This is a genomic window from Rhodopila sp. (assembly GCF_965276935.1).
Lineage (GTDB): Bacteria > Pseudomonadota > Alphaproteobacteria > Acetobacterales > Acetobacteraceae > Rhodopila.
Genome location: NZ_CBDIBS010000002.1, coordinates 365,348 through 391,875, shown reverse-complemented (window position 1 = coordinate 391,875; position 26,528 = coordinate 365,348). Strand labels below are relative to the sequence as shown.

Genomic DNA, 26,528 nt, shown 5'->3' with positions numbered 1-26,528 from the left:
CGCGGCACGGTATCAAAGCCTTCGGCGGCTGGTAGGACAACGACTGCCGTCAGTCTCAAACCGGCAACAGATCCTCCAGCTTCCATTCCTCCGCCGAGGCCCCCGCCAGCGCCTGGATGCGGCTTTCGTCCGCGCGCAGTTCCGCGGCCGGTCCGTGATAGACCATCTGGCCGTTTTCCAGCACATAGGCGTCGTCGGCGATGTCCAGGCTCATGCGCACATTCTGTTCAACCAGCAGAACGGAAATCCCTTCGGTGCGCATATGTTCGACGATCCGGAACACCTCCTTGACGATAAGCGGCGCCAGGCCTTGCGAGGGTTCATCCAGGATCAGCAGCCGCGGGTTCAACAGCAGCGCGCGACCGATCGCCAGCATCTCCTGCTCGCCGCCCGACAACTGCCGCCCGAGGTTGCCGGCGCGTTCGGCGAGCCGAGGAAACAACTGATACACGCGCTCGATCGTGTAGGGCCCGGGACGCTCGATCGGTACGCGCAGGTTGTCGTCGACCGTCAGGTTGGCGAAGACGCGGCGGCCTTCCGGCACGTAGCCGACGCCGGCGGCGGCGATGCGGTAGGGCGGCAGGCCGGAGATGGTCTGTCCGAACAAGGACACGCTGCCGGACCGGGGTGGCGTCAGGCCCACCAGGCTGCGCAACGTCGTGGTCTTGCCGGCGCCGTTGCGGCCAAGCAACGTGGTGATGCGGCCTTCCGCGACGCTCAGGCCAACATCGTGCAGGATATGGCTCTTGCCGTAATAGGTGTTCAGCCCCTCGGCCGTCAGCGCGCTCATTCGGCTTTCCCCAAATAGGCTTCCTGCACGATCGGGTTGCCGGCGATTTCGGCGGGAGTGCCTTCAGCCAGCATCTTGCCTTCGCCCAGCACGGTGATCTTGTCGGCCAGGTTGAACACCACGCGCATGTCGTGCTCGATCAGCACGATGGTGTAGGCGTGGTTCCGGTGCAGGCGGCGGATCAGATTGGCGACGGCGTAGGTTTCGTGCTCGCCCATGCCGGCGGTGGGTTCATCCAACAGCAGCAGCCGGGGTTTCAGGGTCAGCGCGGTGGCGATCTCGGCGGCGCGCTGGTCGCCGTGAGACAGTTCGCCGACGCGGCGATCCGCCTTGCCGGTCAGTCCGGACTGGGTCAGCGCCTCGTCGATCCCGCGGTTGACGGCGGCGCTGTGGCTGGCACCGAGCCAGAAGCGCTGGCGGAAGCCCTGGGCGCTTTCCACGCCGATGCGGATGTTGTCGCGAACCGTCAGTTCCGGAAAAACCTCGGTGATCTGGAAGGTGCGCGCCATGCCCCGGGCGACCCGTTTGGCCACAGCCAGCCTAGTGACGATGTCGCCGTCGAAGACGATGTCGCCGGAGGTCGGGGCAAAGAAGCCGGAGATCATGTTAAAGAACGTCGTCTTGCCAGCGCCGTTGGGACCGATGATGGCGCGCAGTTCCCCGGCCGCCACCTGCATCGAGACACCGCTGACGGCGACCAGGCTGCCAAACCGCTTGGTGACGTGGCGAACGTCCAGCATGGTCATCGGCCGCCCCTGAATTGCAGCATGCCGAGGATGCCGCGGGGAAAGAACAGCACGACCAGGACGAAGATCAGGCCGACGAACGACATCCAGTTGACGGTCATCGAGGAGATGTAGTCCTGCACCACGACGAAGACCGCCGCGCCGACCAGCGGGCCCCAGAAGGCGCGCATGCCGCCCATCACGGCCATGATCACGATTTCCCCGGACAGGGTGTAATGCAGCCCCATCGGGTCGGCGAAGTTGTTCAGCAGGGCATACAGCGCGCCGGCCAGGGCGGTAAAGGCGCAGGAGATCGAGAAGGACATCCAGATATGCCGCTCGATCGGGATGCCGAGGAAGCGGGCGCGGCGTTCGTTCTCGCGGATCGCCAGCAGGGTGCGGCCGAAGGGCGAGGCGAGCAGCAGGCCTTGCAGCGCGGTGGCGACAGCGAACACCGCGAGCAGGAAATAGTAGAAGGCGAGGTCGCTGTTGGCGATGTCGATGGTGGCGAAGCCCAGGTGCAGCGGCGCGCGGGAAAAGCCGCGCAATCCGTCGTAGCCGCCGGTCAGGCTGTTCCAGCTATAGGCGACGTAGAAGGCGATCTGGCCGAAGGCGACGGTGACCATGGCGAAGTAGACGCCGCGGCGGCGGACGATCAGCAGGCCGAACAGGGTGCCGGCGAGACCGCCCAGCAGTACGCCTGCCAGCATCGCCAGGGGCGTGCTGGCGGCAAGGTATTTCAAGGTCAGGCCGGCGCCGTAGGCACCCAGGCCGAAATAGGCGGCATGGCCAAAGCTCATGACGCCGGTGAAGCCCAGCAGGATGTTGAACGACATCGCGGCAAGGCCGAGCACCAGGACACGGCCGGCCAGGGCGGTGTAGCCGCCGAGGAGGGGCAGCCAGAGCGGGACGGTCAGCAGCAACGCCCAGACGATGACCGCACTCAGCCACGGTCGCGCCGCCGCGGCGGGGGCGGCTCGGATGGCGGTGGTGGCACTCATGTCAGCATCCCTTCCTCGCCCATCAGGCCGCGCGGTCGCAGGACCAGGACGACGAGCATGATGACGTAGATCACGGCCTCGCTCGCGGCGGGCCAGAAGACGGTGGTGAGGGCGGCGGCGACGCCGATCAGCAGGCCGCCGACCAGGGTGCCGGTCAGGCTGCCGACGCCACCGACAATGATGGCGATGAAGCTGGGCATCAGCAGGTCGTCGCCCATGTTCGGGTTGAGCCCAAGCTGACCGGCCGCGAGCACGCCGGCGACACCCGCCAGCAGGGAGCCGACGGCGAAGTTGAAGGATCGCAGCATGCCGACGTTGACACCCAGGGCGGCGACGGTGTCGAGGTCGAGCGTGCCGGCGCGGATGCGGACACCCACGCGGGTGTAGCGCAGGAAGGCGAATAGGCCTGCCACCGCGGCGATGACGATCGCCACCATGAAGATGCGGTACCAGGTAATAAAGAACAGATCGGCCGACAGCGGCGCGGCGAGGACGTCGGGGATGGTCATCGGCAGGCCGTTCGGCCCCCAGATATAGCGGCAGGCATCTTGCAGGATGAACGCCAGGCCGAAGGTCAGCAGCAGGCTGTAGACCGGGTCGCGGGCGTAGACGCGGCGGATCATCAGCCGTTCAATAATAAAGCCGAACACGCCGGTCAGGATCGGGGCCACCAGCAGCGCCCCCCAGAAGCCGATGTACGGCGTCAGCACGAAGGCGATGTAGCCGCCCAGTGCGAGGAAGTTGCCGTGCGCGAAGTTGATGACGTTGGACAGGTTGAGGATGAGCGACAGGCCCAACGCCATCAGCACGTAGAACGCGCCGATGATGAGACCGTTCGTGACGTTGAACAGAACGAGTTGCAGCATCGGCCGCCCTTCAGAGGTCGGGGTTCAGGGCACTTGCGTCAGGACGGATAGACCATCTTGCAGCCGGTGTCGGCGACCGGGCCGGCGGCGTGCTCGCCTGGGACGACGTTGGTAACGGTCACCACGTTGTCCGGATTGCTGGTCGGCGGATGCACGTCGCCGACGAAGATGTTGGACATCAACTGATGGTCGCCGGCGCGGTAGGCGATGGTGCCGGGCTGTGCGGCGATGTCGGGCGGCAGCGCCAGGCCTTCCATCGCCCGCGACATCTTCAGGCCGTCCAGGGATTTGGCCTTCTCGGCGGCCAGGCGGACGGATTCCACGGCGACCATACCGAACCAGTGACGCGCGGAGGGCGTCTTGCCGGTTGCCTTGCGGAAGTCGGCGACGAACGCCACCGCCTCTGGCACGTTCGGCTGATCCCACCACCACTCCATGGCCCAGGTGCCGGACTGGGCTTCCTTTGGCACCGCCTTGATGGTTTCAAGCTCGAACAAGGCGCCGCCCAGGTGCATCTCGTTCTGCATGCCGAACTGGGTGAACTGCTTCATGCAGTTAATCTGCGCCAGGCCGCCCATGTTGTTAAGCAGCACGTTGGGCTTGAAGGCCTTGGCCTTGATCAGTGACGCGGAGAAGTCCGACGTGTTGATCGGCAGCATCTCAGCCTGGTAGGTGCCGCCGAGCGCCTTCAGATGTTTGATGAAGCTATCCTGCAGGGTGTGGCCGTAGGCGTAGTCCGGCGTGATGAAGAAGAACTTCTTGCCGAAGCGCTTCACCAGTTCCCCGGTGACGGCGGTGGCATCCATCGATGTGGTGTTGCAAATGCGAAAGACGTTCCACTTGCAGTCCGTCCCGGTAATCGGGTCGGTGTGGCCGCCCGGCACGATCTGGAAGACCTTAGCTTCGTTGGTCACCTGCGACATCGCGTAGGCGATGCCGGAGTTCACGTCGCCGAAGATGACATCGACCTTGTCGCGCTCGATCAGCTTGTGGGTCTTCTGCACGCCGGTGCCGACGTCGTTGGCGGAATCTTCCACCAAAAGCTCCACCTGGCGGCCGAGGATGCCGTTCTTCTTGTTGATTCTGGCAACGGCGTATTTCGCGCCCTCGACCTCGCTGGCGGCGAGGGCGGAGAGGATGCCGGTCAGCGGATCGACCATGCCGATCTTGACCGAGGTCTCGCCGCGGGCGGCGATGATCGGTGGGGCGCCGAGGACGCCGAGGACGAGTGTCGACTGCAGCAGGCCACGCCGGCGGATGGTCGGTGATGTCATCTTGTCGTTTCCCGAAAGGTTTATATTTGGTAATGTTCTTGCATTTTGGAGCGTAGCCGCTCGCGGTGGCGGCGTCGAGGGGTATATTCCGGATGCGGCGTCGTCGCGAATCACGACCGCGCGCCCTGGATGAGACGCCTCGGGCGCGGTCATCCCGAACGCACTTGCAAACATGCAGATAGCTTTATATAGCCCGGCCGCGCAGCAGGAGCCGACATCATGACGACGATCCAGGATTTCAGGGTCAAGGACCTTTCCCTCGCCGAATGGGGCCGCAAGGAAATCAGCATGGCCGAGGACGAGATGCCCGGGCTGATGGCGATCCGCGCCGAGTACGGCCCATCGCAGCCGCTAAAAGGCGCCCGCATCGCCGGTTGCCTGCACATGACGATCCAGACCGCCGTGCTGATCGAAACGCTGACCGCGCTCGGCGCCACGGTGCGCTGGTCATCGTGTAACATCTTCTCGACGCAGGACCACGCCGCCGCCGCGGTCGCCGCCGCGGGGATTCCGGTGTTCGCCTGGAAGGGGCTGAACGAGGAAGAATTCTGGTGGTGCATCGAGCAAACCGTGCGCGGTCCCGCCGCAGCGACCGGTGACGCCTGGACACCCAACATGATCCTGGATGACGGCGGCGACCTGAGCCTGCTGATGCACCAGAAGTACCCTGAGATGCTGACCGATGTGCGCGGCATCTCAGAGGAAACCACCACCGGCGTGCACCGCCTGTGGGACATGGCGAAGGCCGGCACGCTGCTGACGCCGGCCATCAATGTCAACGACAGCGTCACCAAGTCGAAGTTCGATAACCTCTATGGCTGCCGCGAGTCGCTGGTGGACGGCATCCGCCGCGGCACCGACGTGATGATGGCGGGCAAGGTCGCCGTGGTGAACGGCTTTGGCGATGTCGGCAAGGGATCATCCGCGTCGCTGCGCAACGCCGGCTGCCGCGTCATGGTAACCGAGGTCGATCCGATCTGCGCGCTGCAGGCCGCGATGGAAGGTTACCAGGTTGTCACGATGGACGATGCCGCGCCGTTGGGCGATATCTTCGTCACCGCCACTGGTAACATAGACGTGATCACGATCGAGCACATGCGGGCGATGAAGCATCGCGCTGTGGTCTGCAACATCGGTCACTTCGATTCGGAAATCCAGATCGACGCCCTGCGCAACTACAAGTGGGACAACGTCAAGCCGCAGGTCGACGAGGTCGTGTTCCCCGACGGCAAGCGGCTGATCGTGCTGTCCGAAGGCCGCCTGGTGAACCTGGGCAACGCCACCGGCCACCCCAGCTTCGTGATGAGCGCCAGCTTCAGCAACCAGGTGCTGGCGCAGATCGAACTGTTCACCGCGCCGGCCGGCAAATACCAGCGCACCGTCTATACCCTGCCGAAGCACCTGGATGAGAAGGTCGCTGCGCTGCACCTGGCCAAGGTGGGCGCCAAGCTCACCGCGTTGTCAAGCAAGCAGGCCGAGTATCTTGGTGTTGCCGAACAAGGACCTTACAAGCACGACCTCTACCGCTACTAGAGCGTCCCGCGCGCATTCACCGGCTTGTCACAACGGCGCGCTGGCGGCGCATGATTATGCTTCCTATTTGAAGCCCGTGTCGCTCATAAGGCCATTCCGGCGGTCGCTGGATTGGCCGGAACGATGCGGGCTTGAACGGGGATCGCGTGATGCTGACGGTGACACGGCCGCCGCAACCACCTTACACGGATGCGGTGCGCAGGGCCTTGGCGGGGGTGAAGGATTCCAGGGTGGCGGACGACCTGTTGTTCCTGGAGGCCTGGGAGATCCGGCCTTCGTCGCATCTGGGCACCACCTTAAGGGCCAGCCAGATCCGGCGCGCCAATCCGGCTCTGGCGGCTGAAATCGATGCCGAGTTGAAGGCCCGCCTGAAATCGCTTCGCCTGTCATGACCCGCGCGCCGTGATTCCTGCGTCGGATCGGCGTCAGGCGCCTCGCCCCGCGCCGTTCGCCCGCCGGGTTTGGGCGGCGCTGACGGAGCTTCCGCCGGCATAGCCGGTGTTCTTTGGCTGGAAGGATTGCCGCTCATCGAGCGGGCGATAATGTTCCGCTCGTGCGCTGGCTGCCGAACCGGGCGCTGGTCACACTTTGGGCAAACGACCTGTGCGGCCGCATGGGCGCGCGGCGCAGCCAAACCGTCAACAGCCGTCATGAGCGAGTCAAGGATCTGCTTCGCCGCCACCGGGGCATTGCCACCAAATGCCTTGCCAGCTACCTCGCCAGCTACCTCGAATGATTTTATCTCGCAGGCATCCACGCGGATCCATCGCCTCGCGCATGTCTCGACGCCGCGCTCGGATGTCACGCATAGCAATTGAGAACAGAGCCAAAAATTCACCACGCCCTTCGCGACGGGCTCATCCGAGTTACATGCCACTCAGCCGGTACGGCCAAAGTCGAGTTAGACCATGATCGTTTGAGGTTGCCTCATAGCGGATGTCTGATCATGGTCTAATCCTTTGTCTGATCGCGTGATTTACGCCTTCCGGCGGATCAGCCTCAGGCGATGACGCTTCAATGTGCGGTAGCGACGGCGTAAGTAGCGGTGGCGCCTGTTGTCAGTAGCGATGACACGCCGCTGCCGAAGTGCGTCCCGTTGACGTCGATGCCGTTCACGTAAAGATTTCGGTCAGTGCTTGATGTTCCACCGTAAGCGTCGTTGGTGAATGTTATCGCGATCTTGTGCGTGCCCGTGCCAAAGTTGCCGGCGAACGTGAGATCTTCCCATGAGCCCGCGCTGTGGGATGCGACAATTGCCTGCGGCGTGGTAATCTGCTTGTTGTCGACAGTCAGTTGGAAGTCGGCATTGCCCTGGTAGGCATCCTCGGACAAATGCACCGTCAAGACATCGGCTGGAACGGCTGACGTGGGGGCGCCGCCCGTCTGGAGCATCGCCGTGCCATTGGAATACAGTGCGGCACCGGCATAGGTGCTTCCATCATAGCTGATGGAGTCCGCATACAGATTACGATCGCCAACCCCAGGGCTATAGAGATCGTTTAGAAACTGTATCTTAACGCTCGCGTTCGCACCCCAGTTACCCGTCAGCGCGAAGACATCGCTGTCGCCGGTCGCATGCAGCGCGGAAGCCGTCATTGTGCCACCGGTCTGCTGGCCGTTCACCGATACAATGAATTGCGCATCGCCCGCGTAAGCATCTTCCGACATGCGAAGTGTAAGCGTATCGGAGGTGGGAGTAGGAGTGGGAGTGGGAGTGGGAGTGGGAGTGGGAGTGGGAGTGGGGACGCCCTGAAAGAGATCACCCGCGGTCGACTTCTGCCAAACCGACACGTTTGAAACGGTCATCGGATTATTTGGCCCGGTGCCAAGTATCAGCGCCAGATGTGACACGTCCAGCAGGCTAAACGGATTAGCCGTTGCTGACTGCGCCGGATTATACTGATTCCAGTGATCGGCGGTGCCGACCTGCTGGCCGTCGAAAAACCACTCCATGGTGCCTTGCGCCGTGGCGGTGGCGGGGATCCACAGCATGCCATAGGTGTGCGGTTGCGCGAGGTTGGTTCCGGCCGGAAGCGTTATGGGGGCGTTCTGGGCTGGAATCTGAGGGCCATTGCCGCCCGCATACCAATCATGCATGTTGCTGCCATACGACAATCCCGCCCATTGGGTATCATACTCCATGGCGTCAACTTCAATCGTGTTGCCATTGGCATATTGAGCCATACCTTCGATGGTGTTGGCCCAAAATGAAGGCCAGCCCCCGGACGTGGAAGGCGCGCCGGTGAATGATAGCGTGGCTTGGAAATAACCGCCGCCACCAAACGCTTCTCCGGTCCAGGTTGTCGGCGTGCTGCCGACCGAGGCTGTGGTCATCTGTGCGTTATAGGCGTTGTCGCCGCCCGCGCCGGATATGGTTACGCTTCCATTAGTATCTTGCGTTGTGCCAGAACGGCCTGGATAGTTGCCATAGAAGTTCATTGGGTACCAGTTTTGTCCCAATGTCAGCGCCGGCCCGAAGGTTTGTGTATTGTAACCGACTGCGGCGGCAGGAACGGGGGCTGTGCTCATACGTCACTCCTTTTCCATAGTTATTGGGTTAAATCGTTTTGCCAGAGCTGAGCTTCGGGCTGTGATCCACCAATCGTGTGAAAGCGGCGAACCCGCTCATGGAAGTGACGCCCGACATTTAAGGCTACCATTTTCGTGATTGCCAGATATCTTATGTACGATCCGAAATCGAATTCAATTAAAATTTGATGCCGATATATTATTTCGAAGTAAAGACGCTAACGTCCGATATCGCAACGTTAATTTTGAATAAACGGGACTGGTTTTACAATGCTCAAACCGGGTTGGAGGACTGGAAGGCGTCGGGCGCGGTTCCCGAAACTCCTCGGGATTGTTTCTAGGTTGCGCTAAGCCTGCCGCCGTACGACCGCGACATGATCGACATTCCGTGCACCCGCCACGACAGGCTTGGCCGAACAGCTTGCTGTTCGGCGCGAACGGGCCAACCTCAAGCTGACAGCGTTTTTTGCTTCCATGCTCCATGAAGGCGGCTGGCATCGACGTCGTGACCATATTTCCCCGGTTGTGCCCCCTTTACCGATGTGGTGGCATCAGGGGACCGACGATAAGGAAATCCTCGATGGCCACGCACCGTCTTGCCTCGACACCGGAAACCGTGCGCTGGGGTGTCTTCGACCCCAAGTTTCCGCCGCTCATCACCATCGATTCAGGTGATACGCTGGTGCTGGAGTGCGTGTCCGGTGGTCCGGACGTCATGCCGCCGCCCGACTCTGGCCTGAAAATTCCGGCCGCGCTGGCCGCCATTCATGCCGCGAACCTGCCGCGCGCGCCCGGCCACCTGATCACCGGCCCGGTCGCCGTCAGCGGCGCTGAACCAGGCGATATGCTGGAGATCCATATCGACGACATCGAACTCGGCTGTGACTGGGGGTATTGCGGCTTCCGCCCGCTGGCCGGCACGCTGCCGGAAGACTTCCCCGAGCGCTACCTGTCGCACATCCCGGTGGACCGGGACCGGAAAACCTGCAAGCTGCCCTGGGGCACCGAGCTGAAACTGTCGCCGTTCTTCGGCGTGATGGGGGTGGCTCCGCCGCCCGCTTATGGGCCGATTTCCACGGTCCAGCCGCGCGAGCATGGCGGCAACCTGGACAACAAGGAACTTGGCGTCGGCTCGACGCTGTTCCTGCCGGTCTGGGCGCCGGGCGGGTTGTTCTCGGCTGGCGACGGCCATGGCGTGCAGGGTGACGGTGAGGTCTGCATCAACGCGTTGGAGATCTGCCTGACCGGCAGCTTCACGCTGACCCTGCACAAGGGCGGCGGGGTGCGCGATCCGATCCTGAAATACCCACGTGGGGAAAGCGCCAGCCACTACATCTCGATGGGGATGAACGAGGACCTGGACGTGGCGATGAAGACCGCCCTGCGCGAGATGATCGCCTTCATCACCAGCCGAACCAACCTGTCCCGCCAGGAGGCTTACCAGTTCTGCTCCCTGGCGGTGGATTTCCATGTCACCCAGACGGTGAACGGGGAGAAGGGCGTGCACGGGCTGCTGAAGAAAGGGCTGCTGTTCTAGTATCGCGCATCAGAGAAGCGCGATACGTCGCTATTGGCCTGAAGTATCTGATTCACGCGCCGAAACGTGGCCGCTACGCGTCTCACGCCTCTCTGCGATCAGATACTAGGCGTGGCTACAAGGTGTTCCGCACACCGCCGCGCCAGGCGCCTGGGCGGTGCCAACCGCATTCCGCGGACGTCACCCGAGACTCGCGCCGCCTATCCCGAACAGCGTCCCCGCCGGTCAGCCCCAGGCAACGGCGCAGTTGATGCCACAACCTTGAGAAGCTCAAAGTTGGGGCCGCTCGTCTGGCAGACCAGGGGCAGGCGGGGAGAGATGTGGGCCAGGGCTGGAACCAGGACCAGGACATAGTTGTAGTCAGGTGAAAGGCGGTCCAGCGAGGTGCGGCTTTCGCCGAGAGCGTCCTGCTGCCAAAGTTTCGTGAAGTGTGGCTGGAAGAACAGGATCTGCCCCGACATGTTGGCAAAGATGCCGGGGTCGAAGGCTTGCCTGCGTGCCACGGCATAGGATGCGAACCGTGTCAGCGTCGGCTGGCGGAAAAACCCGCCGCCGGGCAGTCGCCCCTCGACCACCATCAGGCGAGCGCCCACCGGCAAACCGCTGAGTGCATGGTCGAGTGCCGTCAGGGTCGGCTCCCAACTTAGCCAGAAGGTCGCGATCATGGCGATGCGGCCCAGCGTTAGCGCGCCGAAATACAGGCCGAACGGAACGAGCAGGCGCTGATGGCGCAAGCCCGGCAGCAGACCGACGAGCAGAAAGAACGATATCGCCCAAGGCAGCCGATAATCGATCAACGCCGTGCCGTATGCGGTGGCGGGCAGCAACAGCCAGACGATCAGCAACATTGCCACGATGGTTGCCGCGATTGCGTGCAAGCGGATCGTCCGGCTCAGCAGCGCGGCAGCCAATCCCGCCATGGCCAAAGCCAGCAGCGTGACCTCCAGCTTCGGGCTCGAGAACAGCATGATGGAGGCAAACGACCGCGCCTTGTCGTGCAAAGTGCTGAACGAGATCGCATGGTCCGCCGCGCCGTCGCCGTTCCGCGGGCTGAACCCAAGGAAAATCAGGAACACCGGCAGCAGGCAGCATACTGGCCGGAGCTGACGCTTCAGCAATTCGCGCGGCAGACGGCGCGTGACGCCTCCGGCGGCAATGTAGCCATGGTTCAGCTCGCAACAACCGATCGCAATGGCAAACAGGCCGAAGGCGGCGAGATGGCAAAGCAGGAGTGCGACGCCGAGGGGAACCAAAGTAGTGGCGAGGCGTGCAAGCGGCTGGCTGCGAAGCCGCAAATAGAAGCCGAAAAACAGCAGCGCCAGCCCGACGCCAAAACAGTAGCTGAGGAAGCCGTACTGGAATGGGCCACCATAGCAAAGCAGCGGCGCCAGCCGGTAAATCCTTGTCTGTCCGCTGCCGAGCTCACGGTTCACCAGACGAGTGCCGAGGAAAAGCAGCAGCATCGTGCTGATGCAGAAGGCCCGGACCGCCATGTCGATGGACACAACCTGTCGCGCCACAAGGACAAATATTTCCAGCGCCAAATTCGGCACGAGAGCCCAGTGAATGTAATAGAATCTCTGCAGGTCGGGACTGCTTGACCAGTCGCGGATGACATATTGGCGCGCCAGATGGCCGGGCAGGTCGACCAGCGGCAGGTGTGCGGTGAGCAGCAGCGGGATGATACAGATCATGCCGACGAGGCCGTCGATCCAGGCATCACGTGCCGGTTGAAGACTCGACAGAGAAGGAAGGCGGAACCTGTCAGCTTTCACGTAACGATCGGCTACACGCATCGGTGGCATACGGAGCACTTTCTCGCTGTTATTTCGTAGTATGCCGGGACTTTCCCAGGCATGCCGGAAAATTGCTAATGATGAAAGCGTTATGGATTTCAAGTTCAGAGGATCAGGGCACCTGCACAGGACCTCCTGGCGCGCCGGTCAGCGTGATCAGTCACGAACGGGCTTCTGGCGTGGCTGCCGATCCGCACGCCGCTACCCGGTCGTGAATGTTTCGGACCCTCCACCGAGCGTGCTGTTCGTGAAGCCGCCGATCGATGCATTCCGCGGGATCACCCGCCACCACGGCGTTGGCGCCGCGCGTTCGCTATCCGCACGCCAAGCTTCTCCCGCTTTGATGCCCGGTCATAGCGTGACGGAGAGAGGCAGGCCATGAACGGCGACCCGTCGCATCTGTTGCCAACCCAGGAGCGGGCTGGCAATTGCTCACCCGGACGTGCCCGCAGGCGGGTCTGTTGCATGCGCACGGCGCTGCACGTAACGTCCGGCCCGCAACATGGGGTAGTTCTTGAATGGACATGACGGGTGAGCGGCGCATTCCGGCGCCGCGCCAGATTGTGTGGGGGGCGTTGAACGACCCGGAGGTGCTGAAAGCCAGCATTCCGGGCTGTCAGACGCTGGAAAAACTCTCCGATACAGAGATGAAAGCCACCGCCGCCGTCAAACTTGGGCCGATCTCGGCCCGCTTCACCGGCAACGTGTTGCTGTCGGACATCGACCCCCCGAACAGCTACCGCATCAGCGGCGAGGGACAGGGCGGCGTCGCCGGTTTCGCCAAGGGTGGCGCCGCGGTAACGCTGACCGATGATGCCGCCGACACGTTGCTGAGTTATCAGGTCAATGCCCAGGTCGGCGGCAAGCTGGCCCAGCTTGGCGCCAGGCTGATCGATGCCAGCGCCAAGCAGATGGCGGATGCCTTCTTCGACAAATTCAGCAAGCAGGTGCAGGCGATGGCGCCGCAGCCCGCGGCAGCGCCGGATCTCGCGGCAGTATCGCAGCCGGCGGCAGCGCCGGAACGCGCGGCAGTATCGCAGCCGGCGGCACGACCTGGGCCGGTGACAGCGCCGCAGCCCGCAGGGGACCGGATGAACGCGAACGCGCCGGACGCCGAACTGGGCGGGGAGGAAACCATGGCCGAACCCGTCGCGGCGGCCATGGCCGCCACCCGGCCAGCCGGCGGCGTCTCGCTCTGGTCGCTCATTCCGCGTGAGCCCTTCGGCATGCCGCTGGCGGCCTGGATCGGCGGCGGCGTCTTCGTCATCATGATGCTGCTGATGCTGGGAAGCATGCTGTAGTGGCGGCTTTGCCCCAGACGGTCGCCGACACCGCCAGGCTTCTCACCGAGCACGGCTACATCGCCGACCGGGAACTGGCGACCACGGTGCACCTCGCGCTGTCGATGCAACGCCCGCTGTTCCTGGAAGGCGAGCCCGGCACCGGCAAGACCGAGATCGCCAAGGTCCTCGCCGCTGGGCTGAACCGCCGGCTGGTACGGCTGCAATGCTACGACGGCATGGACCTGTCGGCCGCCGTCTATGAGTGGGACCACGCCCGCCAGTTGATGGCGATCCGCATGGCCGAGGCCGCCGGGCAGACCGACCGCGACGAACTGTCCCGTGACATCTATGCGCGGGAGTTCCTGCAGGCGCGCCCGTTGCTGTCCGCCGTCGATCCCGACCTGCCACCGGCGGTGCTGCTGATCGACGAGCTCGACCGCGCCGACGAACCGTTCGAGGCGTTCCTGCTGGAACTGCTGGCCGATTTCCAGATCAGCGTGCCTGAGTACGGCACGGTGCGCGCGGTGACGCGGCCGGTGGTGGTGCTGACCTCCAACCGCACGCGCGAGGTGCACGACGCGATCCGCCGCCGCTGCCTGTATCACTGGGTGGACTATCCCGACGCCAAGCGGGAGCGGGCGATCCTGGACGCCAAGGCGCCGGATGTGCCGGCGCATCTGGCCGCTCAGGTCATTGCTTTCGTGCAACGGCTGCGTGGCGAGGAACTGTTCAAGCTGCCCGGCGTGGCCGAGACGATCGACTGGGCGCAGGCGCTGACCTACCTGAACAAGACCGAACTGACCGCCGGCGACGTGGAAGACACGCTCGGTGTGCTGCTCAAATACCAGGACGACATCGCCAAGGTCCGCGGCGCGGAGGCGGCTCGGCTGGTCACGGAGGTCGCGGCCGAGCTTTAAGGCGTGATTGGTTTAGGTTGACCCAGAAGTCGCGCTTTAACGCATTGTTTCGTCGCGTGATTCACGCCTTCTGACTACGTCAGCCTCAGGCGATCACGCGCTGGACGCTCCTCTCGATAGAGGCGTCATTCATCCCGATGCGGCGCGCTCTCAACGTCATGACGGGCGCAGGCGGCCTTGGCCTATCCGCGCCGGTGTCCTGCCGAAAACCTTGTAGGATGAATCCTGGCTTGTTGCTTCACAGGTCAAGACCAAGCTGCCTTGCCGCACGCGCTTTCCGTTCAGCTCGGATCGCCTGCCGCTTTGGCGGGTCGTCTTCATCGATACGTCTCTTGCGACTGCCGTGCCGGGCGTACACCGCCTCCGCCGCTTCGCGGTAGCCGGGCTGCTGCCGAATGTGGCTTAGCCGCTCACGCGCGAGCCGGATCGCAACGACGGGATCAACGATCGGCGGTGGATAATCGCGGCCGATCGCGCAGCCCGCGGCATCCTGCATGCCGGCATCCATGGTCCAGGGCGTCTGCAGGTGGGCGGGCGGGAGGCGGGCAAGCTCCGGCACCCAGCGGCGGGTGAAGATCCCGCCCGGATCCTGATCGGCGCCTTGCTTGACCGGGCTGTACATCCGCGGCGTGTTGATGCCGGTCTGGGCCGCCTGCATCTGTACCTGGGGCCAGTGAATCCCAGGTTCATAGTCGGTGAACAACCGCGCCAGACAGGTGCCGGAGACTTGCCAGTCGAGGCCAAGCTGGTGGCTGGCGAACGCCTGCACCATCGCCCGCATGCGGAAGTTAAGCCAGCCCGTGGCGATCAGCGAGCGCATGCAGGCATCAATGAACGGAAATCCGGTGCGGCCGGTAGCCCAGGCTTGCAGAACGGCATTGTCATTCGCGGTGGCGGCGCGGGCTTTTTCATGCGCCGGATGCAGTGAGCGGAACTCCAGGTCCGGCTCGCTCTCCAGCTTCTGGATAAAGTGACAGTGCCAGTGCAGCCGCGAGACCAGGCTGTCGATCGCGGTCAGCGGGATCGCGCGGACCTCCGGCGGCCGTTCGTCCAGAGCCCGCCGTTCGGCGTTGATACGCGCCAGCACCTCTCGTATCGAGATGGCGCCGGTGGCGAGCGGCACGGATAACCGCGAGCACGCGTGCGCGCCGCCGAGCGGGCTTGACATCGCTCGACGATACGTGGCGCCGCGGCCGGCTAGAAAGCTTTCGAGCAGGTGCCACGCCGGCTGGCGGGCGCCGGATTGCGGCTGTTCGCAGCCGTCCGGCGCAAGGCCGAGGTCGTCGGCGGTCGGGATGCGGTTCGGCGGCGCCGTGGTTGCCGGAACCAGCCTGGCCGGTTCGGCGAAAATCGGCGCGTTGAGGAAGTCGCCATGCAGCCGCCCCCAGTCATCGCGGTTCCGCAGCCGGCGGATAACGCCGAACTGAGGATACTCGACAAACGGGATGCCGGTTGAACGGCAGAACCGCCGCACAGCCTGATCACGCGCGTAGGTCCAGCCATTGCCGGTTTCCTCATGCGACAGAAGCCGCGTGATGCCGATGGCGCGATGGATGCGCGCGAGGCAGTCGACGACGGTCCCGGTCCGGACGATCAATGGCGCGCCGAGGTCGTCGAGCCGTTGTGCAAGCGCCGCCAGCGCCTCCTGGATCGCGCGCCACTGCCGCCGCGAAGTGTCGGGTAGGGCCCAGTAATCAGGCTCCGCGACGTAGAGCGGGAGCACCGGACCGGCAGCGGCGGCTTCGGCCAGGGGACGATGATCGGTGGTTCGCAGGTCGCGCTTGAACCAGACAACCTGCACCATGACTTCGTACCGTGGCGTTCTATTGGGCGGCCAGGACGGAACGCGCAAGGCTGCGGCCGCTGTCATAGGCGGCTTCGACCCGGCCGCCCAGACACCAGTCTCCACAGGCGCCGATCCGGGCCACCGGGTCCCACAGGCTAGGCAAGCCGAGGGCGGTCTCGACCAGGGCGTGGCGCCACCGATGGGCCTGCGCCAGGTCTGCCGCGGACGCACCGGTCAGGGCCTGGAACGCGGCCAGCAGCTCCTGGCACACGTGCTCCGCGCTGTCTTCCAGATGGGTGCGGCTCCAGGAAGCGGTGGCATGCAGGGTCCAGGCATCCGGTTCGGCCGAAGCGCCAGGCGGCGGATTGTTCCGCGCGGCAGGGTATGGCCCCTCGGGGCGTGACCCCTCCCGCGCGGCCCAGGCGATCGGGCTGGCCTCGGGTTGCAGCACGTCGGAGCCGGCAACGGGCACGGGAAACCGCGCCATCACCGCCCAGCACGGCGCCATCACGGCGCGCGCCGCGGCTTCGGCGAAGGGATGCGGCGCGGTCGCCAGCAGTGCGGCTGCCTGGCCCGAGGGCAGCGCGATCAGCACGGCATCGTGCCCGTTCGATAATTCACCGCCCGATGGAGACGTGGCACCGGGCCGTATGTCGCCGGCGGGCAGATGACGAACGACCCAGCCGGACGCGGCGGGATGCAGGAAGGCGGCGTGGCGCGCCGTCAGCAGCGTGACGCCCCGTGCCGCCGCCTGCTCCGCCAGCGCCGCCGGCAAGGCGGACATGGCTGGAAGAAACACGATGCGGCGGCCGTCCCTGCTGGCGGCGGCCCAAGGCGCCGCACGTCCGTCAGTCCGCAACTCCGCCAGCAAGGTGCTGAAGTCCGAGCCGCGGGCGGTGGCGTATTGAGCACCATGATTGAACGATACTCCGTCCGTGCGGCGTGTCGCCACGCGGCCGCCTGGCCGACGCCCCTTGTCAAGCAGCGTGACGGAGACGCCAGCCTGTGCCAGCGCATCGGCGCAGGCGAGTCCCGCAATGCCGGCGCCGACAACAAGGGCGGAACGCACCGGCGTGTTCATGACCTGACCCTTGACACAACAACAAGCGCGTGGCGTGCGGAAGCCGCGGCTCGACCGGGCGCCAGCCGACCGAAGTCATTAGCCGCCATGGGACGTGAACCGCACGAGCACGCCGCCCGCGATCAGCATCTGGGCGAGGTTCACGGCGACGGAAAGACGGTGCGCGCGGTCGAAGCGATGCTTCGCGGCGCGGTCGCCTGCCTGTGCGGCGTCACTGAAGACATTGATGCGCGGCATCAACCACTGGCGCAACCAGATGGTCATCGCCGCGATAAGTGCGACGGCCACTGCTGCCGGCAACGGCGCCAGCGCCAGCGCCGCCACCGCCGAGGTGAGGAACACATACAGGTAATAGAACGGGAAGACGGCTCGGATGAAGCCGCCGGCTTGCGGCGCTGGCAGGCGTGTGAACACCAGCGGCGCGATCACAGCCGCGAAGAACACCATGCCGCCAAGCAGCAGAGCGAGGGCGAACAGCGCGATGAGGTCAGACATGCAAGATAGGTAACGACCGCCTGGGCTTGCACAAGGTTTCATCCACTGATTACCAGAGCCGGCGCTGCGCCGTGGACGCTGGTCGGGCGGCCTTGGGATCAGTCGGCCCTGGGATCAGTCGGCCCTGGGATCAGGCTGCCAGCTACAAGCGCATCCCGATGTCGCTTGCCTGCCGCATCTCGAACGCCTGGCGCGTCTGGTCATGCGCTTGCCCGATGATCCCGCCGCGCACCTTTCCAGGTTCGACTGCCCGATAAGCCGGACGCCAGCTTTCCGGCAGCGCCACGCTGTCCGGGGGCGCCAGCCAAAGCCGAAACAGGCAGCGCTTCAGCGCGGGATCGTCATGGTCCTCGAACTCCGTCCTGGCGTGCAGCGTGACATGGTTGTTGAGGATCTGCATGTCGCCGGGCCGCAGATACATGTCGTACATGACCGACGGCCGCCGAAGGATCGTATCCAGCGTGTCCAGCGCCGCCTGCTGCGACACCGACAGCGGCGGAACACCCTCGATCTGCTGAGCGGAGCGGACGCGGTTGCGGTTCCACTTGCTGAACAGCAGGCCGTCGCGCTGGTCATAGATCGGGTTGGGATAAAACGGCGCCTCATCCGGCGCCTGCTCCTGCTGGCGGCTGAAATGGTATGGCAGATGCAGCAGCTCCGCCAGATCGGGCCGCTCCGCCAGCATGACCTGGTATGCGGTGACCGAGCTGCAGACCATGCTCATGCCGCCGGACTTCGCCACGTTGTAGCAGGTCAGCAGCACGATATCGGCGCTGTCGGTGTGGAAATCCAAGTCCGAGTCGGACGAATAGCCGCGCCCCTTGCCGGTGCGGTAGACCGTCCCGGCGTTGCGCACCGGGGCGAGGTATTGGCTGGCCCCGCCTTGCGGCCGAGCAACACCGATGTGCAGGCCGATGGCCCAGGTGAGGAGGGCGAATTCCAATTCGGTCAAATCGTTTCGCGGCAGCCCGCGCAGAACGGCGAAGCCGGTGCCGTCCCGGATCTCCCGCAGGGCGACGGCGATCACCGGCCACGCGGACCCCAGGTCGAAGTCGCCGGGCCGGTAGTCGAACAGGCTCTTGTCGGGGTCGTGGGCGCTACGCACCGCGCCGGTGAGGTCGCGGCGGGCACGGTCGTCCAGGACGTAGATCCAGGTCTGATCGGCCCGCAGTGTCTCCACGGTCCAGGCGGCTCTTTGGTTCGTGTGGTTCGCCTTCATCGGCTTCCTCCTGATGCACGTGCGGTAGATGGCAGCGACCAACAAAATTTCCTTTGCGTCAACTATCGGCCGGGGGCTGGCGAGTATGGAATCGATGACGTTACCACAGGCTAACCGATGTTTGGTGGCAATATCGATATGATGCAGGATGGTCACGGAACAGCGAGCCGAACCGCCACCTGGGACGCAACGGCGGCTTGCAATCCCTGCTGTTCTTCGCCATATCCCGCGCGCTGGCGGCTTATGCCGCCGGTAATTCACACGCGGGGTGCCTTTCCCGGCCAGTCATGGTCCGGGTCCGGTGCCGAACGGCAACCCCCGCGGAGGCAACAACCGGACGACAGGAAAGGATGCTCGCCGATGGCGATGCCCGATTTCACGATGCGCCAGCTTTTGGAAGCCGGCGTCCATTTTGGCCACCACACCCGCCGCTGGAACCCACGCATGGCGCCGTTCCTGTATGGCACGCGCAACCAGGTCCACATCATCGACCTGCAGCAGACCGTGCCGATGCTGGATCGTGCGCTGCGGGCCGTCCGCGACGTGACCGCCGCCGGCGGCCGCGTGCTGTTCGTCGGCACCAAGCGGGCGGCGGCTGAACAGGTGGCTGAATCCGCCAAGAAGTGCGGCCAGTACTACATCAACCACCGCTGGCTCGGCGGCACGCTGACTAATTGGAAGACCATCACCGGCTCGATCAAGCGGCTGCGGCACATCGAGGATCTAGTCGGCGGCGACACCCAGGGCCTGACCAAGAAAGAGGTGCTGGACATCACCCGCGACAAGGACAAGCTGGACCGCGCGCTGGGTGGCATCAAGGACATGGGCGGCCTGCCGGACATCCTGTTCATCATCGACACCAACAAGGAAAAGCTGGCGGTCGAGGAAGCCAACAAGCTGCACATCCCGGTCGTCGCGGTGCTGGACAGCAACTCCGACCCGACCGGCGTCACATTTCCGGTCCCCGGCAACGACGACGCGCTGCGGGCGATCTCGTTGTACTGCGACTTGATCGCCGGCGCTGTGCTGGATGGGATCAGCGCCGAGATGGCGGCCTCTGGTGCCGATATTGGTGCGCGGGAGGAACCGCCCGTGGAAGCCCCAGTGGGAATGCCGGCGGGAGTTCCGGCAGGTTCCCCTGCGGCAGCCCTTACGGAAGCGGAAGCCGAACCGGCGACCGCCTGAACGACAGGAGAAGCAAGATGGCCGCGATCACCGCCGTCCTGGTCAAGGATCTGCGCGAAAAGACCGGCGCCGGCATGAATGCCTGCAAGCAGGCGCTGACGGAAACCGATGGCGATCTGGAAGCTGCGGTCGACTGGCTGCGCACGAAGGGTCTTGCGGCGGCCGCGAAGAAATCCGGCCGTATCGCGGCGGAAGGGCTGGTTGGTGTTGCCTCCGCCGCCGGCAAGGCGGCAATGGTCGAGGTCAATGCTGAAACCGACTTCGTCGCCCGCAACGACGGGTTCCAGCATTTCGTGGCCAGCGTGACGCAAGTTGCGTTGCGGATCGGCGACGACCTTGATGCGATCAAGGCTGCGCCATTCCCTGGCACCGATCGAACCGTGGCCGATGAACTGATCAGCATGGTGGCGACGGTTGGGGAGAACATGACCATCCGGCGGGCCAAGGTGTTGACCGTGTCCCAGGGCGTGGTCGCGACCTATATGCACAACGCCCTCAAGCCTGGTCTCGGCAAGATCGGCGTGCTGGTCGCCATCGAAGGCCCCGGCGAATTCGATACGCTGGAACTGCTTGGCCGGCAGATCGGCATGCATGTCGCCGCGACCCGGCCGGAGGCGCTGGATACCGATGCGGTCGACCCGGCGGCGCTGGAGCGGGAACGTGCCGTGTTGAGCGAGCAGGCCCGTGCCTCCGGCAAGCCCGAAGCCATCATTGAGAAGATGGTCGAGGGCCGCATCCGAAAGTACTACGAAGAAGTGGTGCTGCTGGAGCAGGTCTGGGTGCATGATAGCGAGAGCCGAGTGCGGGCCGTGGTCAAGAAGGCCGGCGTCACCCTGACCGGCTTCGAGCGGTTCGCGCTGGGCGAAGGCATCGAGAAGCCGAAGGACGATTTTGCCGCCGAGGTTGCCGCCACCGCGGGGGTCTGACGCAGGAGCGACTTGTTCGGCACGGGCGGTGCCACTACGGTGCCGCGCATTTCCCCTGGCCCCTCGGAGTCGCATGACGCAGCCTGCGGTCTACCAGCGTGTTTTGTTGAAACTGTCCGGGGAAGCGCTGATGGGCCGGCGCGACTATGGGCTGGACACAGAAATGGTCGGTGCCATTGCCAATGACATCGGCGCTGTTGTCGGCATGGGTGTGCAGGTCTCGGTTGTCATCGGCGGCGGTAACATCTTCCGCGGCGTGTCGGGGGCCGCGTCCGGCATGGATCGGGCGCAGGCTGATTATATGGGCATGTTGGCGACCGTGATGAATGCCCTGGCGATGCAGGCGGCGCTGGAAAAGCGTAACGTTCCGACCCGGGTGCAGTCGGCGATCCCGATGTCATCAGTCTGTGAGCCGTATATCCGGCGCCGGGCGGAACGACATATGGAAAAAGGCCGGGTGGTGATCTTCGCCGCCGGCACCGGCAACCCGTTCTTCACCACCGATACCGCCGCCGCCTTGCGCGCGACCGAGATGCACTGCAATGCGCTGCTGAAAGGCACTCAGGTGGATGGCGTCTATTCCGCCGATCCCAGGAAGGTGGCGGACGCCAGGCGCTACGACCAGCTAACCTATCTGGATGTGCTGGCCAACGACCTGGGTGTGATGGACGCGGCGGCGATCAGCCTGGCGCGCGAAAATCACCTGCCGATCATCGTATTCAACATCCACGCGCCGGGCGCCTTCGCGCAGGTGATGCGGGGCGAAGGTGCCTTCACCCGGATCGTTGAAGTGGAACTTTAAGGAGTTGGGAGGCAGTTATGGCCACCGCTGATCTGAACAGCCTGAAGCAGGACCTGACGCGTCGCATGGACGGCGCGCTGGAGACCCTGCGGCGTGAGTTCGCTGGCCTACGCACAGGACGCGCCCATCCCGGCCTGCTGGAGCCGGTGAAAGTGGCCGCCTATGGCACCGAGATGCCGCTCAATCAGGTCGGCACCGTCGGCACGCCGGAACCGCGCATGCTGACCGTGCAGGTGTGGGACAAGTCGATGGTCTCGGCGGTGGAAAGGGCCATCCGCGACTCTGGTCTAGGGCTCAATCCCGCCGCCGACGGGATGCTGGTGCGCGTGCCGATCCCACAACTGACCACGGATCGCCGCAACGAACTGGCCAGGACGGCGAACAAGTACGCCGAAGGGGCCAAGATCGCCGTACGCGGGGTGCGCCGCGACGGGATGGAGCAGATCAAGGCGCACGAGAAGAAGCACGAGATCGGTGAGGACCTGGCGAAGAACTGGTCCGACGAGGTGCAGAAATTAACTGATCAATATATTAAAAAGGTGGACGATTCGCTCGCCGACAAGGAAAAGGACATCAGGCAGGTTTAAAGCGAGCCCTAGCCACGATGCCTGTCGTTATGCAGCCGGTTCCGGATGTCCGTGATCAAACCCAGCCGGTTGCCGCGGGAGGCGGACCGGCATGTGTTCCGGCTACCGGTTCGCTGGCCGTGCCGGCTCATGTGGCGATCATCATGGACGGCAACGGGCGGTGGGCGGCGTCCCGAGGCCTGCCTCGGGTTGCCGGCCACCGGGAAGGCGCCCGTGCCGTCCGCCGTGCGGTGGAAGCGGCAATTCGCAGCGGTGTTTCCTGGCTGACCATCTACGCCTTCAGCAGCGAGAACTGGCGCCGTCCTCTAGGTGAAGTTCTTGACCTTACGGGATTGCTGCGGCGCTACCTGAGGACCGAGATCGCGGAGCTGAAGGCGAACGGCGTGCGTCTGCGTTTCATCGGCGACCGGACCCGGTTCGACCGTGACATCCAGGGCGATCTGGCAGCCGCGGAGCACGATACCCAGCGCAACATACGCCTTAACCTGACGATCGCGCTGTCCTATGGCGGCCGAGCGGAGATTGCCGCCGCGGCCCGCGCCGTGGTGGCCGCCGCGCTGGCGGGTCAGCTTGATCCGGCCAAGCTGTGCGAGGAGGTGTTCGAAGGTTTCCTCGCCACCGCCGGCACACCCGACCCCGACCTGATCATCCGCACCTCGGGCGAGCAGCGGCTGTCGAATTTCCTGCTCTGGCAGTCGGCTTACGCCGAACTGGTCTTCCTTGATGTGCTGTGGCCTGACTTCAACGAGACCCATTTTGCCGCGGCGCTGTCGACTTACGCGGCGCGGGAACGGCGCTTTGGCGCTCGCACAGGCTGAGGAACCGCATCATGGCAGGTCCGTGGCGCGCTGCGGCCACGTCCGCGGCGCGGTGGGGAGACTTGCGGACGCGGGTGCTGTCGGCTGCGATCATGGTCCCGCTGGCGCTTGGATGTGTCTGGATCGGCGGGATGGCATTTGCCGGCCTGGTGGCGCTGACCACCATCGGCATGGCGCACGAATGGCTGCGGCTGTGCCGAGCGCCGAGTGGTCCGCGGCCGGTGCTAATGTTCGCCTCCTTGCCGCTGGCAGTGTTTCTGGCGGCGCTGGGGGAAGCCGGCTTTGCCGTCGCGCTGCTGGCGCTGATCACGCTGCTCGGCTGCATACGCCGCGGCGCCCAGGGAAACGACCGGGCGATCAGACGCCTGCTGCCTTTCGGCGTTCCCTATATCGGACTTGGCGCGGTCGCGCTGATCTGGCTTCGGGGCCTACCCGGTGACGGCCGCAACGCCGTGATCGTGCTGCTGCTGGTCATATGGGCAACCGATGTAGGCGCCTATGTGGCCGGCAGAGCTATCGGCGGTCGCCGGATCGCGCCCGGGATCTCGCCCGGCAAGACCTGGTCGGGTTCGGTAGGCGGCCTGTTCGCCGGCATGGCGGTCGGCTTCCTTGCCGCTGGCCTGCTGAACGCCGCCGATGTTCGCTGGCTGTCGGCCCTGCTCGCCGGCCTGATCGGATGCGTCGGCCAAGCCGGGGATCTGTTCGAAAGCGCTCTAAAGCGCCGTTTCAACGTCAAAGATTCCGGTTCCATGATACCCGGTCATGGCGGCTTGCTCGATCGCCTGGATGCGGTCCTCGCCGCCGCTCCCGCCACGGTGCTATTGGCGTTTGCGCTCGGACGTGGAGTAATAGCGTGGCAATGAACGCCCCGCATAGTTCCCCAGGCGCCTCCGGCGCCCCGCATAGTTCCCCAGGCGCCTCCGGCGCCCCGCATAATTCCCTAGGCGCCTCCGGCGCCGCTCGATCCGTCACGGTTCTCGGCAGCACCGGCAGTGTCGGCACCCAGACCGTCGCACTGCTCCTGGCCGCGCCAGCCCGCTTCCAGGTGCGCGCCCTGGTGGGAGGACGCAACGTCAAGCTGCTGGCGGAACAGGCCATCGCGCTGCGCGCCGAACGGGCGGTGATCGCCGATCCGGACCAGTATTCGGCCTTGCGTGACGCGCTGGCCGGTTCGGCGACCCAGGTCGCGGCCGGTGCGGAGGCGGTAACCGACGCCGCGTCAATCGAGGCCGAGTGGACCATGGCGGCCATCACCGGCGCCGCGGGCCTGGCGCCCACGCTCACCGCGATCCGGCGCGGCGCCTATATCGGCCTCGCCAACAAGGAGGCGCTGGTCTGCGCCGGCGAGGTCATGCTGCGCGCGGTGCGGCAGGCCGGCGCCACGCTGCTGCCGGTCGACTCGGAGCACAACGCCATCTTCCAGTCGATGGCCGACGGCAATCACGGCGCCGTCGAGAAGATCGTGCTGACCGCCTCGGGCGGCCCGTTCCGCACCACCAGCCTGGAGGATATGGCGCGTGTCACGCCCGAGGCCGCGCTGCGCCATCCGGTCTGGTCGATGGGTGCCAAGATCAGCATCGATTCAGCGACCATGATGAACAAGGGGTTGGAACTGATCGAGGCGGCGCGCCTGTTCGGCCTGCCGGAGACCGCCATCGGCGTGCTGTTCCACCCGCAATCAGTTATCCACGGCATGGTGCATTACCACGACGGATCCGTCATGGCGCAGCTCGGTTCGCCCGACATGCGCATTCCGATCGCTCATGCCCTGGCATGGCCGAACCGCATGGCGACGGTCTCGCCACGGCTGGATCTGGCACAGATCGGCCGGCTGGAGTTCACCGAGCCCGACCTGATCCGCTTCCCGGCGCTGCGTCTGGCGCGCGAGGCATTGCAGGCAGGTGGCGGAGCCCCCACCATTTTGAACGCGGTGAACGAGATCGCCGTGGCGGCTTTCCTGCAGCGCCAGATCGGGTTCCTCGATATCGCCGATATTGTCGATCTTGTCTTGCAGCAACTTGGAACGCCACCGGCGGAGTCGCTGGAGGCGGTGGTGGCGCTTGACGAATCCGCCCGCCGGTCCGCCCGCCTGCTGATCCCGGCGCGGGCGGCGTGATGACCGTGTCTGCAATCTGAAGGGCAAGATCGTGTTGACCGCCGTTCCGGAATTCTTTCGCAGTGCCGCCGCTTTCATCGTCGTGCTGGGTGTGCTGGTGTTCTTCCACGAGCTTGGCCACTACCTGGCAGCCCGCTGGCGCGGCGTCCGGGTGGAGACGTTCTCCATCGGTTTTGGCCAGGCGATCACCTCCTGGACGGACCGCCACGGCACACTGTGGAAACTCGCGTGGATCCCCCTCGGCGGCTATGTCAAGCTGCATGGGCAGGAGCGGCCGGAAGACGTTTCCGACGAGGTTCGTGCCGGCTGGGTCCGCGGCCAGACCTTTCACGAGAAATCGGTGCTGTCCCGCGCGATCGTGGTGGCGGCCGGACCGGTGGCGAATTTCCTGCTCGCCATGGTGGTGTTCGCCGGTCTTTTCATCGCTGTGGGCAAGCCGGTTGTCCTGCCAATCGTCGCCGAGGTGCTGCCGGACAGTGCCGCCGCCCACGCGGGCCTTCTGGCGAACGACCGGATCATCGCGATCGGCGCTGACCATATCGGCACGTTCGAGGACCTGCAGAGGATTGTCACCACCCGTCCGGGACAGACCCTGCAGATGACCGTCCAGCGCGGCGGCGCGGATCAGACGCTGCCAGTGACCACCGAATCGCGGGATGTCGGCGGCCATCAGGTGGGCCTGCTTGGCATCAAGGGTGGCGCCGTCGCGTATCAGCATGTCGGTGTCGCGGCGGCTGTCTGGGGCGGTATCACGCAGACCTGGACGATCACCGCCGAGACGGTCAAGGGCCTGGCTCAGATGATCAGCGGCACACGCGGCACCGACGAACTTGGTGGCCCGCTGCGTATCGCCCAGCTCTCCGGTCAGGTGGCGCAGCTTGGCTTTGCCAGCCTGGTGTCGTTCATCGCGGTGTTGTCGGTCAATCTTGGATTGATCAACCTGTTCCCGATTCCGGTGCTGGATGGCGGCCACCTGCTGTTCTACCTGGCGGAGGCGCTGCGTGGCCGTCCGCTGCCGCCGCGGGCGCAGGAGTATGGATTCCGTGCCGGCCTGGCGGTGCTCGCCTGCCTGTTCGTCTTTGCCACGTGGAACGATCTGACCCATATCGGACTGTTCCGCTGGGTCGCCGGCCTGATTGGCTGAACGGATCGCAAAGCAGCGGTTCCGACAGGTTTTTCGGATTGAATCAGTCACTTACACAGAAAGCTCTATACGGCACACTAGCAACGCTGGTACTAGCCTGACGGGTGGCGCGTCGCTA

General features: G+C 64.8%; 24 protein-coding genes and 1 pseudogene. 14 read left to right on the top strand and 11 right to left on the bottom strand.

All coding sequences use genetic code 11. The features are described 5' to 3' along the window. Positions 1–55 precede the first annotated feature (55 nt). The 5 genes from ACQY4S_RS04830 to ACQY4S_RS04810 are packed head-to-tail and all read right to left on the bottom strand — an operon-like array spanning position 56 to position 4,656. Positions 56–790, bottom strand: a complete 735-nt coding sequence (locus ACQY4S_RS04830; RefSeq protein ID WP_428484055.1) for an ABC transporter ATP-binding protein — start codon at positions 788–790, stop codon at positions 56–58. Then, a complete protein-coding gene (locus ACQY4S_RS04825) occupies positions 787–1,536 on the bottom strand; it encodes an ABC transporter ATP-binding protein (protein WP_428484054.1) in 750 nt (249 codons plus the stop codon). Before ACQY4S_RS04825 ends, ACQY4S_RS04830 begins: the two co-directional genes overlap by 4 nt. After that, entirely contained in the window at positions 1,533–2,516 is a 984-nt protein-coding gene (locus ACQY4S_RS04820) for a branched-chain amino acid ABC transporter permease (protein WP_428484053.1), read from the bottom strand. The genes ACQY4S_RS04825 and ACQY4S_RS04820 overlap by 4 nt, the downstream gene beginning before the upstream one ends. Then, positions 2,513–3,382 (bottom strand): branched-chain amino acid ABC transporter permease, encoded by an 870-nt coding sequence (locus ACQY4S_RS04815; protein WP_428484052.1) that lies wholly within the window; start codon positions 3,380–3,382, stop codon positions 2,513–2,515. The genes ACQY4S_RS04820 and ACQY4S_RS04815 overlap by 4 nt, the downstream gene beginning before the upstream one ends. A gap of 38 nt (positions 3,383–3,420) precedes the next feature. Further along, positions 3,421–4,656: an ABC transporter substrate-binding protein gene (locus ACQY4S_RS04810; protein ID WP_428484051.1), complete on the bottom strand. Its 1,236-nt coding sequence runs from the start codon at positions 4,654–4,656 to the stop codon at positions 3,421–3,423. Between the two features lie 219 nt (positions 4,657–4,875). On the opposite strand from ACQY4S_RS04810, the gene ahcY reads away from it, so the two are divergent. The 3 genes and pseudogenes from ahcY to ACQY4S_RS04795 form a co-directional block, all read left to right on the top strand. Beyond that, a complete protein-coding gene (gene ahcY / locus ACQY4S_RS04805) occupies positions 4,876–6,189 on the top strand; it encodes an adenosylhomocysteinase (protein ID WP_428484050.1) in 1,314 nt (437 codons plus the stop codon). Between the two features lie 131 nt (positions 6,190–6,320). Further along, positions 6,321–6,581: a hypothetical protein gene (locus tag ACQY4S_RS04800; RefSeq protein ID WP_428484049.1), complete on the top strand. Its 261-nt coding sequence runs from the start codon at positions 6,321–6,323 to the stop codon at positions 6,579–6,581. Positions 6,582–6,805: 224 nt separating this feature from the next. Further along, positions 6,806–7,000: pseudogene (locus tag ACQY4S_RS04795) on the top strand (hypothetical protein); the annotation flags it as partial. Positions 7,001–7,203: 203 nt separating this feature from the next. Here the strand turns inward: ACQY4S_RS04795 and ACQY4S_RS04790 are convergent. Then, the gene (locus tag ACQY4S_RS04790) at positions 7,204–8,718 is read right to left on the bottom strand and encodes a carbohydrate-binding domain-containing protein (protein WP_428484048.1); all 1,515 of its coding nucleotides are present in this window, start codon (positions 8,716–8,718) and stop codon (positions 7,204–7,206) included. A gap of 580 nt (positions 8,719–9,298) precedes the next feature. On the opposite strand from ACQY4S_RS04790, the gene ACQY4S_RS04785 reads away from it, so the two are divergent. After that, positions 9,299–10,255 carry an acetamidase/formamidase family protein gene (locus ACQY4S_RS04785; RefSeq protein ID WP_428484047.1) on the top strand — a complete coding sequence of 319 codons (957 nt, stop codon included), beginning with the start codon at positions 9,299–9,301 and terminating at the stop codon, positions 10,253–10,255. A gap of 200 nt (positions 10,256–10,455) precedes the next feature. Here ACQY4S_RS04785 and ACQY4S_RS04780 read toward each other — a convergent pair whose 3' ends face one another. Then, the gene (locus ACQY4S_RS04780) at positions 10,456–11,949 is read right to left on the bottom strand and encodes a hypothetical protein (protein WP_428484046.1); all 1,494 of its coding nucleotides are present in this window, start codon (positions 11,947–11,949) and stop codon (positions 10,456–10,458) included. A 620-nt stretch (positions 11,950–12,569) separates the two neighbouring features. Here ACQY4S_RS04780 and ACQY4S_RS04775 point away from each other — a divergent pair. Beyond that, a complete protein-coding gene (locus ACQY4S_RS04775) occupies positions 12,570–13,352 on the top strand; it encodes an SRPBCC family protein (protein ID WP_428484045.1) in 783 nt (260 codons plus the stop codon). Next, complete coding sequence (locus tag ACQY4S_RS04770) at positions 13,352–14,251, top strand: AAA family ATPase (protein WP_428484044.1); 900 nt, start codon at positions 13,352–13,354, stop codon at positions 14,249–14,251. The genes ACQY4S_RS04775 and ACQY4S_RS04770 overlap by 1 nt, the downstream gene beginning before the upstream one ends. 238 nt (positions 14,252–14,489) lie before the next feature. Here the strand turns inward: ACQY4S_RS04770 and ACQY4S_RS04765 are convergent, their stop codons facing one another. From ACQY4S_RS04765 to ACQY4S_RS04750, 4 genes are all read right to left on the bottom strand, one after another. After that, complete coding sequence (locus tag ACQY4S_RS04765) at positions 14,490–16,055, bottom strand: FAD-binding domain-containing protein (protein WP_428484043.1); 1,566 nt, start codon at positions 16,053–16,055, stop codon at positions 14,490–14,492. Between the two features lie 19 nt (positions 16,056–16,074). Continuing rightward, complete coding sequence (locus tag ACQY4S_RS04760) at positions 16,075–17,118, bottom strand: NAD(P)/FAD-dependent oxidoreductase (RefSeq protein ID WP_428484042.1); 1,044 nt, start codon at positions 17,116–17,118, stop codon at positions 16,075–16,077. 78 nt (positions 17,119–17,196) lie between these two features. Continuing rightward, entirely contained in the window at positions 17,197–17,613 is a 417-nt protein-coding gene (locus ACQY4S_RS04755) for a DUF4149 domain-containing protein (RefSeq protein WP_428484041.1), read from the bottom strand. Between the two features lie 142 nt (positions 17,614–17,755). Then, positions 17,756–18,832, bottom strand: coding sequence for a TauD/TfdA family dioxygenase (locus tag ACQY4S_RS04750; protein ID WP_428484040.1), 1,077 nt, complete (start codon positions 18,830–18,832; stop codon positions 17,756–17,758). Positions 18,833–19,192: 360 nt separating this feature from the next. On the opposite strand from ACQY4S_RS04750, the gene rpsB reads away from it, so the two are divergent. From rpsB to rseP, 8 genes are all read left to right on the top strand, one after another. Beyond that, the gene (gene rpsB / locus ACQY4S_RS04745) at positions 19,193–20,017 is read left to right on the top strand and encodes a 30S ribosomal protein S2 (RefSeq protein ID WP_428484039.1); all 825 of its coding nucleotides are present in this window, start codon (positions 19,193–19,195) and stop codon (positions 20,015–20,017) included. A 17-nt stretch (positions 20,018–20,034) separates the two neighbouring features. Continuing rightward, a complete protein-coding gene (tsf, locus tag ACQY4S_RS04740; protein ID WP_428484038.1) occupies positions 20,035–20,943 on the top strand; it encodes a translation elongation factor Ts in 909 nt (302 codons plus the stop codon). Between the two features lie 73 nt (positions 20,944–21,016). After that, the gene (gene pyrH / locus ACQY4S_RS04735; protein WP_428484037.1) at positions 21,017–21,745 is read left to right on the top strand and encodes a UMP kinase; all 729 of its coding nucleotides are present in this window, start codon (positions 21,017–21,019) and stop codon (positions 21,743–21,745) included. Between the two features lie 17 nt (positions 21,746–21,762). After that, entirely contained in the window at positions 21,763–22,332 is a 570-nt protein-coding gene (gene frr, locus ACQY4S_RS04730; protein ID WP_428484036.1) for a ribosome recycling factor, read from the top strand. Positions 22,333–22,445: 113 nt separating this feature from the next. Further along, positions 22,446–23,150: a polyprenyl diphosphate synthase gene (uppS, locus tag ACQY4S_RS04725; protein WP_428484637.1), complete on the top strand. Its 705-nt coding sequence runs from the start codon at positions 22,446–22,448 to the stop codon at positions 23,148–23,150. Positions 23,151–23,161: 11 nt separating this feature from the next. After that, positions 23,162–24,013, top strand: coding sequence for a phosphatidate cytidylyltransferase (locus tag ACQY4S_RS04720; protein ID WP_428484035.1), 852 nt, complete (start codon positions 23,162–23,164; stop codon positions 24,011–24,013). Next, on the top strand, positions 24,004–25,266 hold the full coding sequence (dxr, locus tag ACQY4S_RS04715; protein ID WP_428484034.1) for a 1-deoxy-D-xylulose-5-phosphate reductoisomerase: 1,263 nt from the start codon (positions 24,004–24,006) through the stop codon (positions 25,264–25,266). Before ACQY4S_RS04720 ends, dxr begins: the two co-directional genes overlap by 10 nt. A 34-nt stretch (positions 25,267–25,300) precedes the next feature. After that, complete coding sequence (gene rseP, locus ACQY4S_RS04710; protein WP_428484636.1) at positions 25,301–26,410, top strand: RIP metalloprotease RseP; 1,110 nt, start codon at positions 25,301–25,303, stop codon at positions 26,408–26,410. The last annotated feature ends 118 nt before the right edge of the window (positions 26,411–26,528 follow it).

Coding starts and splice junctions, on each gene's coding strand:
- ACQY4S_RS04830 (WP_428484055.1), bottom strand. CDS start 790: ATGAGCGCGCTGACGGCCGAGGGGCTGAACACCTATTACGGCAAGAGC.
- ACQY4S_RS04825 (WP_428484054.1), bottom strand. CDS start 1,536: ATGACCATGCTGGACGTTCGCCACGTCACCAAGCGGTTTGGCAGCCTG.
- ACQY4S_RS04820 (WP_428484053.1), bottom strand. CDS start 2,516: ATGAGTGCCACCACCGCCATCCGAGCCGCCCCCGCCGCGGCGGCGCGA.
- ACQY4S_RS04815 (WP_428484052.1), bottom strand. CDS start 3,382: ATGCTGCAACTCGTTCTGTTCAACGTCACGAACGGTCTCATCATCGGC.
- ACQY4S_RS04810 (WP_428484051.1), bottom strand. CDS start 4,656: ATGACATCACCGACCATCCGCCGGCGTGGCCTGCTGCAGTCGACACTC.
- ahcY (WP_428484050.1), top strand. CDS start 4,876: ATGACGACGATCCAGGATTTCAGGGTCAAGGACCTTTCCCTCGCCGAA.
- ACQY4S_RS04790 (WP_428484048.1), bottom strand. CDS start 8,718: ATGAGCACAGCCCCCGTTCCTGCCGCCGCAGTCGGTTACAATACACAA.
- ACQY4S_RS04785 (WP_428484047.1), top strand. CDS start 9,299: ATGGCCACGCACCGTCTTGCCTCGACACCGGAAACCGTGCGCTGGGGT.
- ACQY4S_RS04780 (WP_428484046.1), bottom strand. CDS start 11,949: ATGATCTGTATCATCCCGCTGCTGCTCACCGCACACCTGCCGCTGGTC.
- ACQY4S_RS04775 (WP_428484045.1), top strand. CDS start 12,570: ATGGACATGACGGGTGAGCGGCGCATTCCGGCGCCGCGCCAGATTGTG.
- ACQY4S_RS04765 (WP_428484043.1), bottom strand. CDS start 16,055: ATGGTGCAGGTTGTCTGGTTCAAGCGCGACCTGCGAACCACCGATCAT.
- ACQY4S_RS04760 (WP_428484042.1), bottom strand. CDS start 17,118: ATGAACACGCCGGTGCGTTCCGCCCTTGTTGTCGGCGCCGGCATTGCG.
- ACQY4S_RS04755 (WP_428484041.1), bottom strand. CDS start 17,613: ATGTCTGACCTCATCGCGCTGTTCGCCCTCGCTCTGCTGCTTGGCGGC.
- ACQY4S_RS04750 (WP_428484040.1), bottom strand. CDS start 18,832: ATGAAGGCGAACCACACGAACCAAAGAGCCGCCTGGACCGTGGAGACA.
- rpsB (WP_428484039.1), top strand. CDS start 19,193: ATGGCGATGCCCGATTTCACGATGCGCCAGCTTTTGGAAGCCGGCGTC.
- tsf (WP_428484038.1), top strand. CDS start 20,035: ATGGCCGCGATCACCGCCGTCCTGGTCAAGGATCTGCGCGAAAAGACC.
- pyrH (WP_428484037.1), top strand. CDS start 21,017: ATGACGCAGCCTGCGGTCTACCAGCGTGTTTTGTTGAAACTGTCCGGG.
- frr (WP_428484036.1), top strand. CDS start 21,763: ATGGCCACCGCTGATCTGAACAGCCTGAAGCAGGACCTGACGCGTCGC.
- ACQY4S_RS04720 (WP_428484035.1), top strand. CDS start 23,162: ATGGCAGGTCCGTGGCGCGCTGCGGCCACGTCCGCGGCGCGGTGGGGA.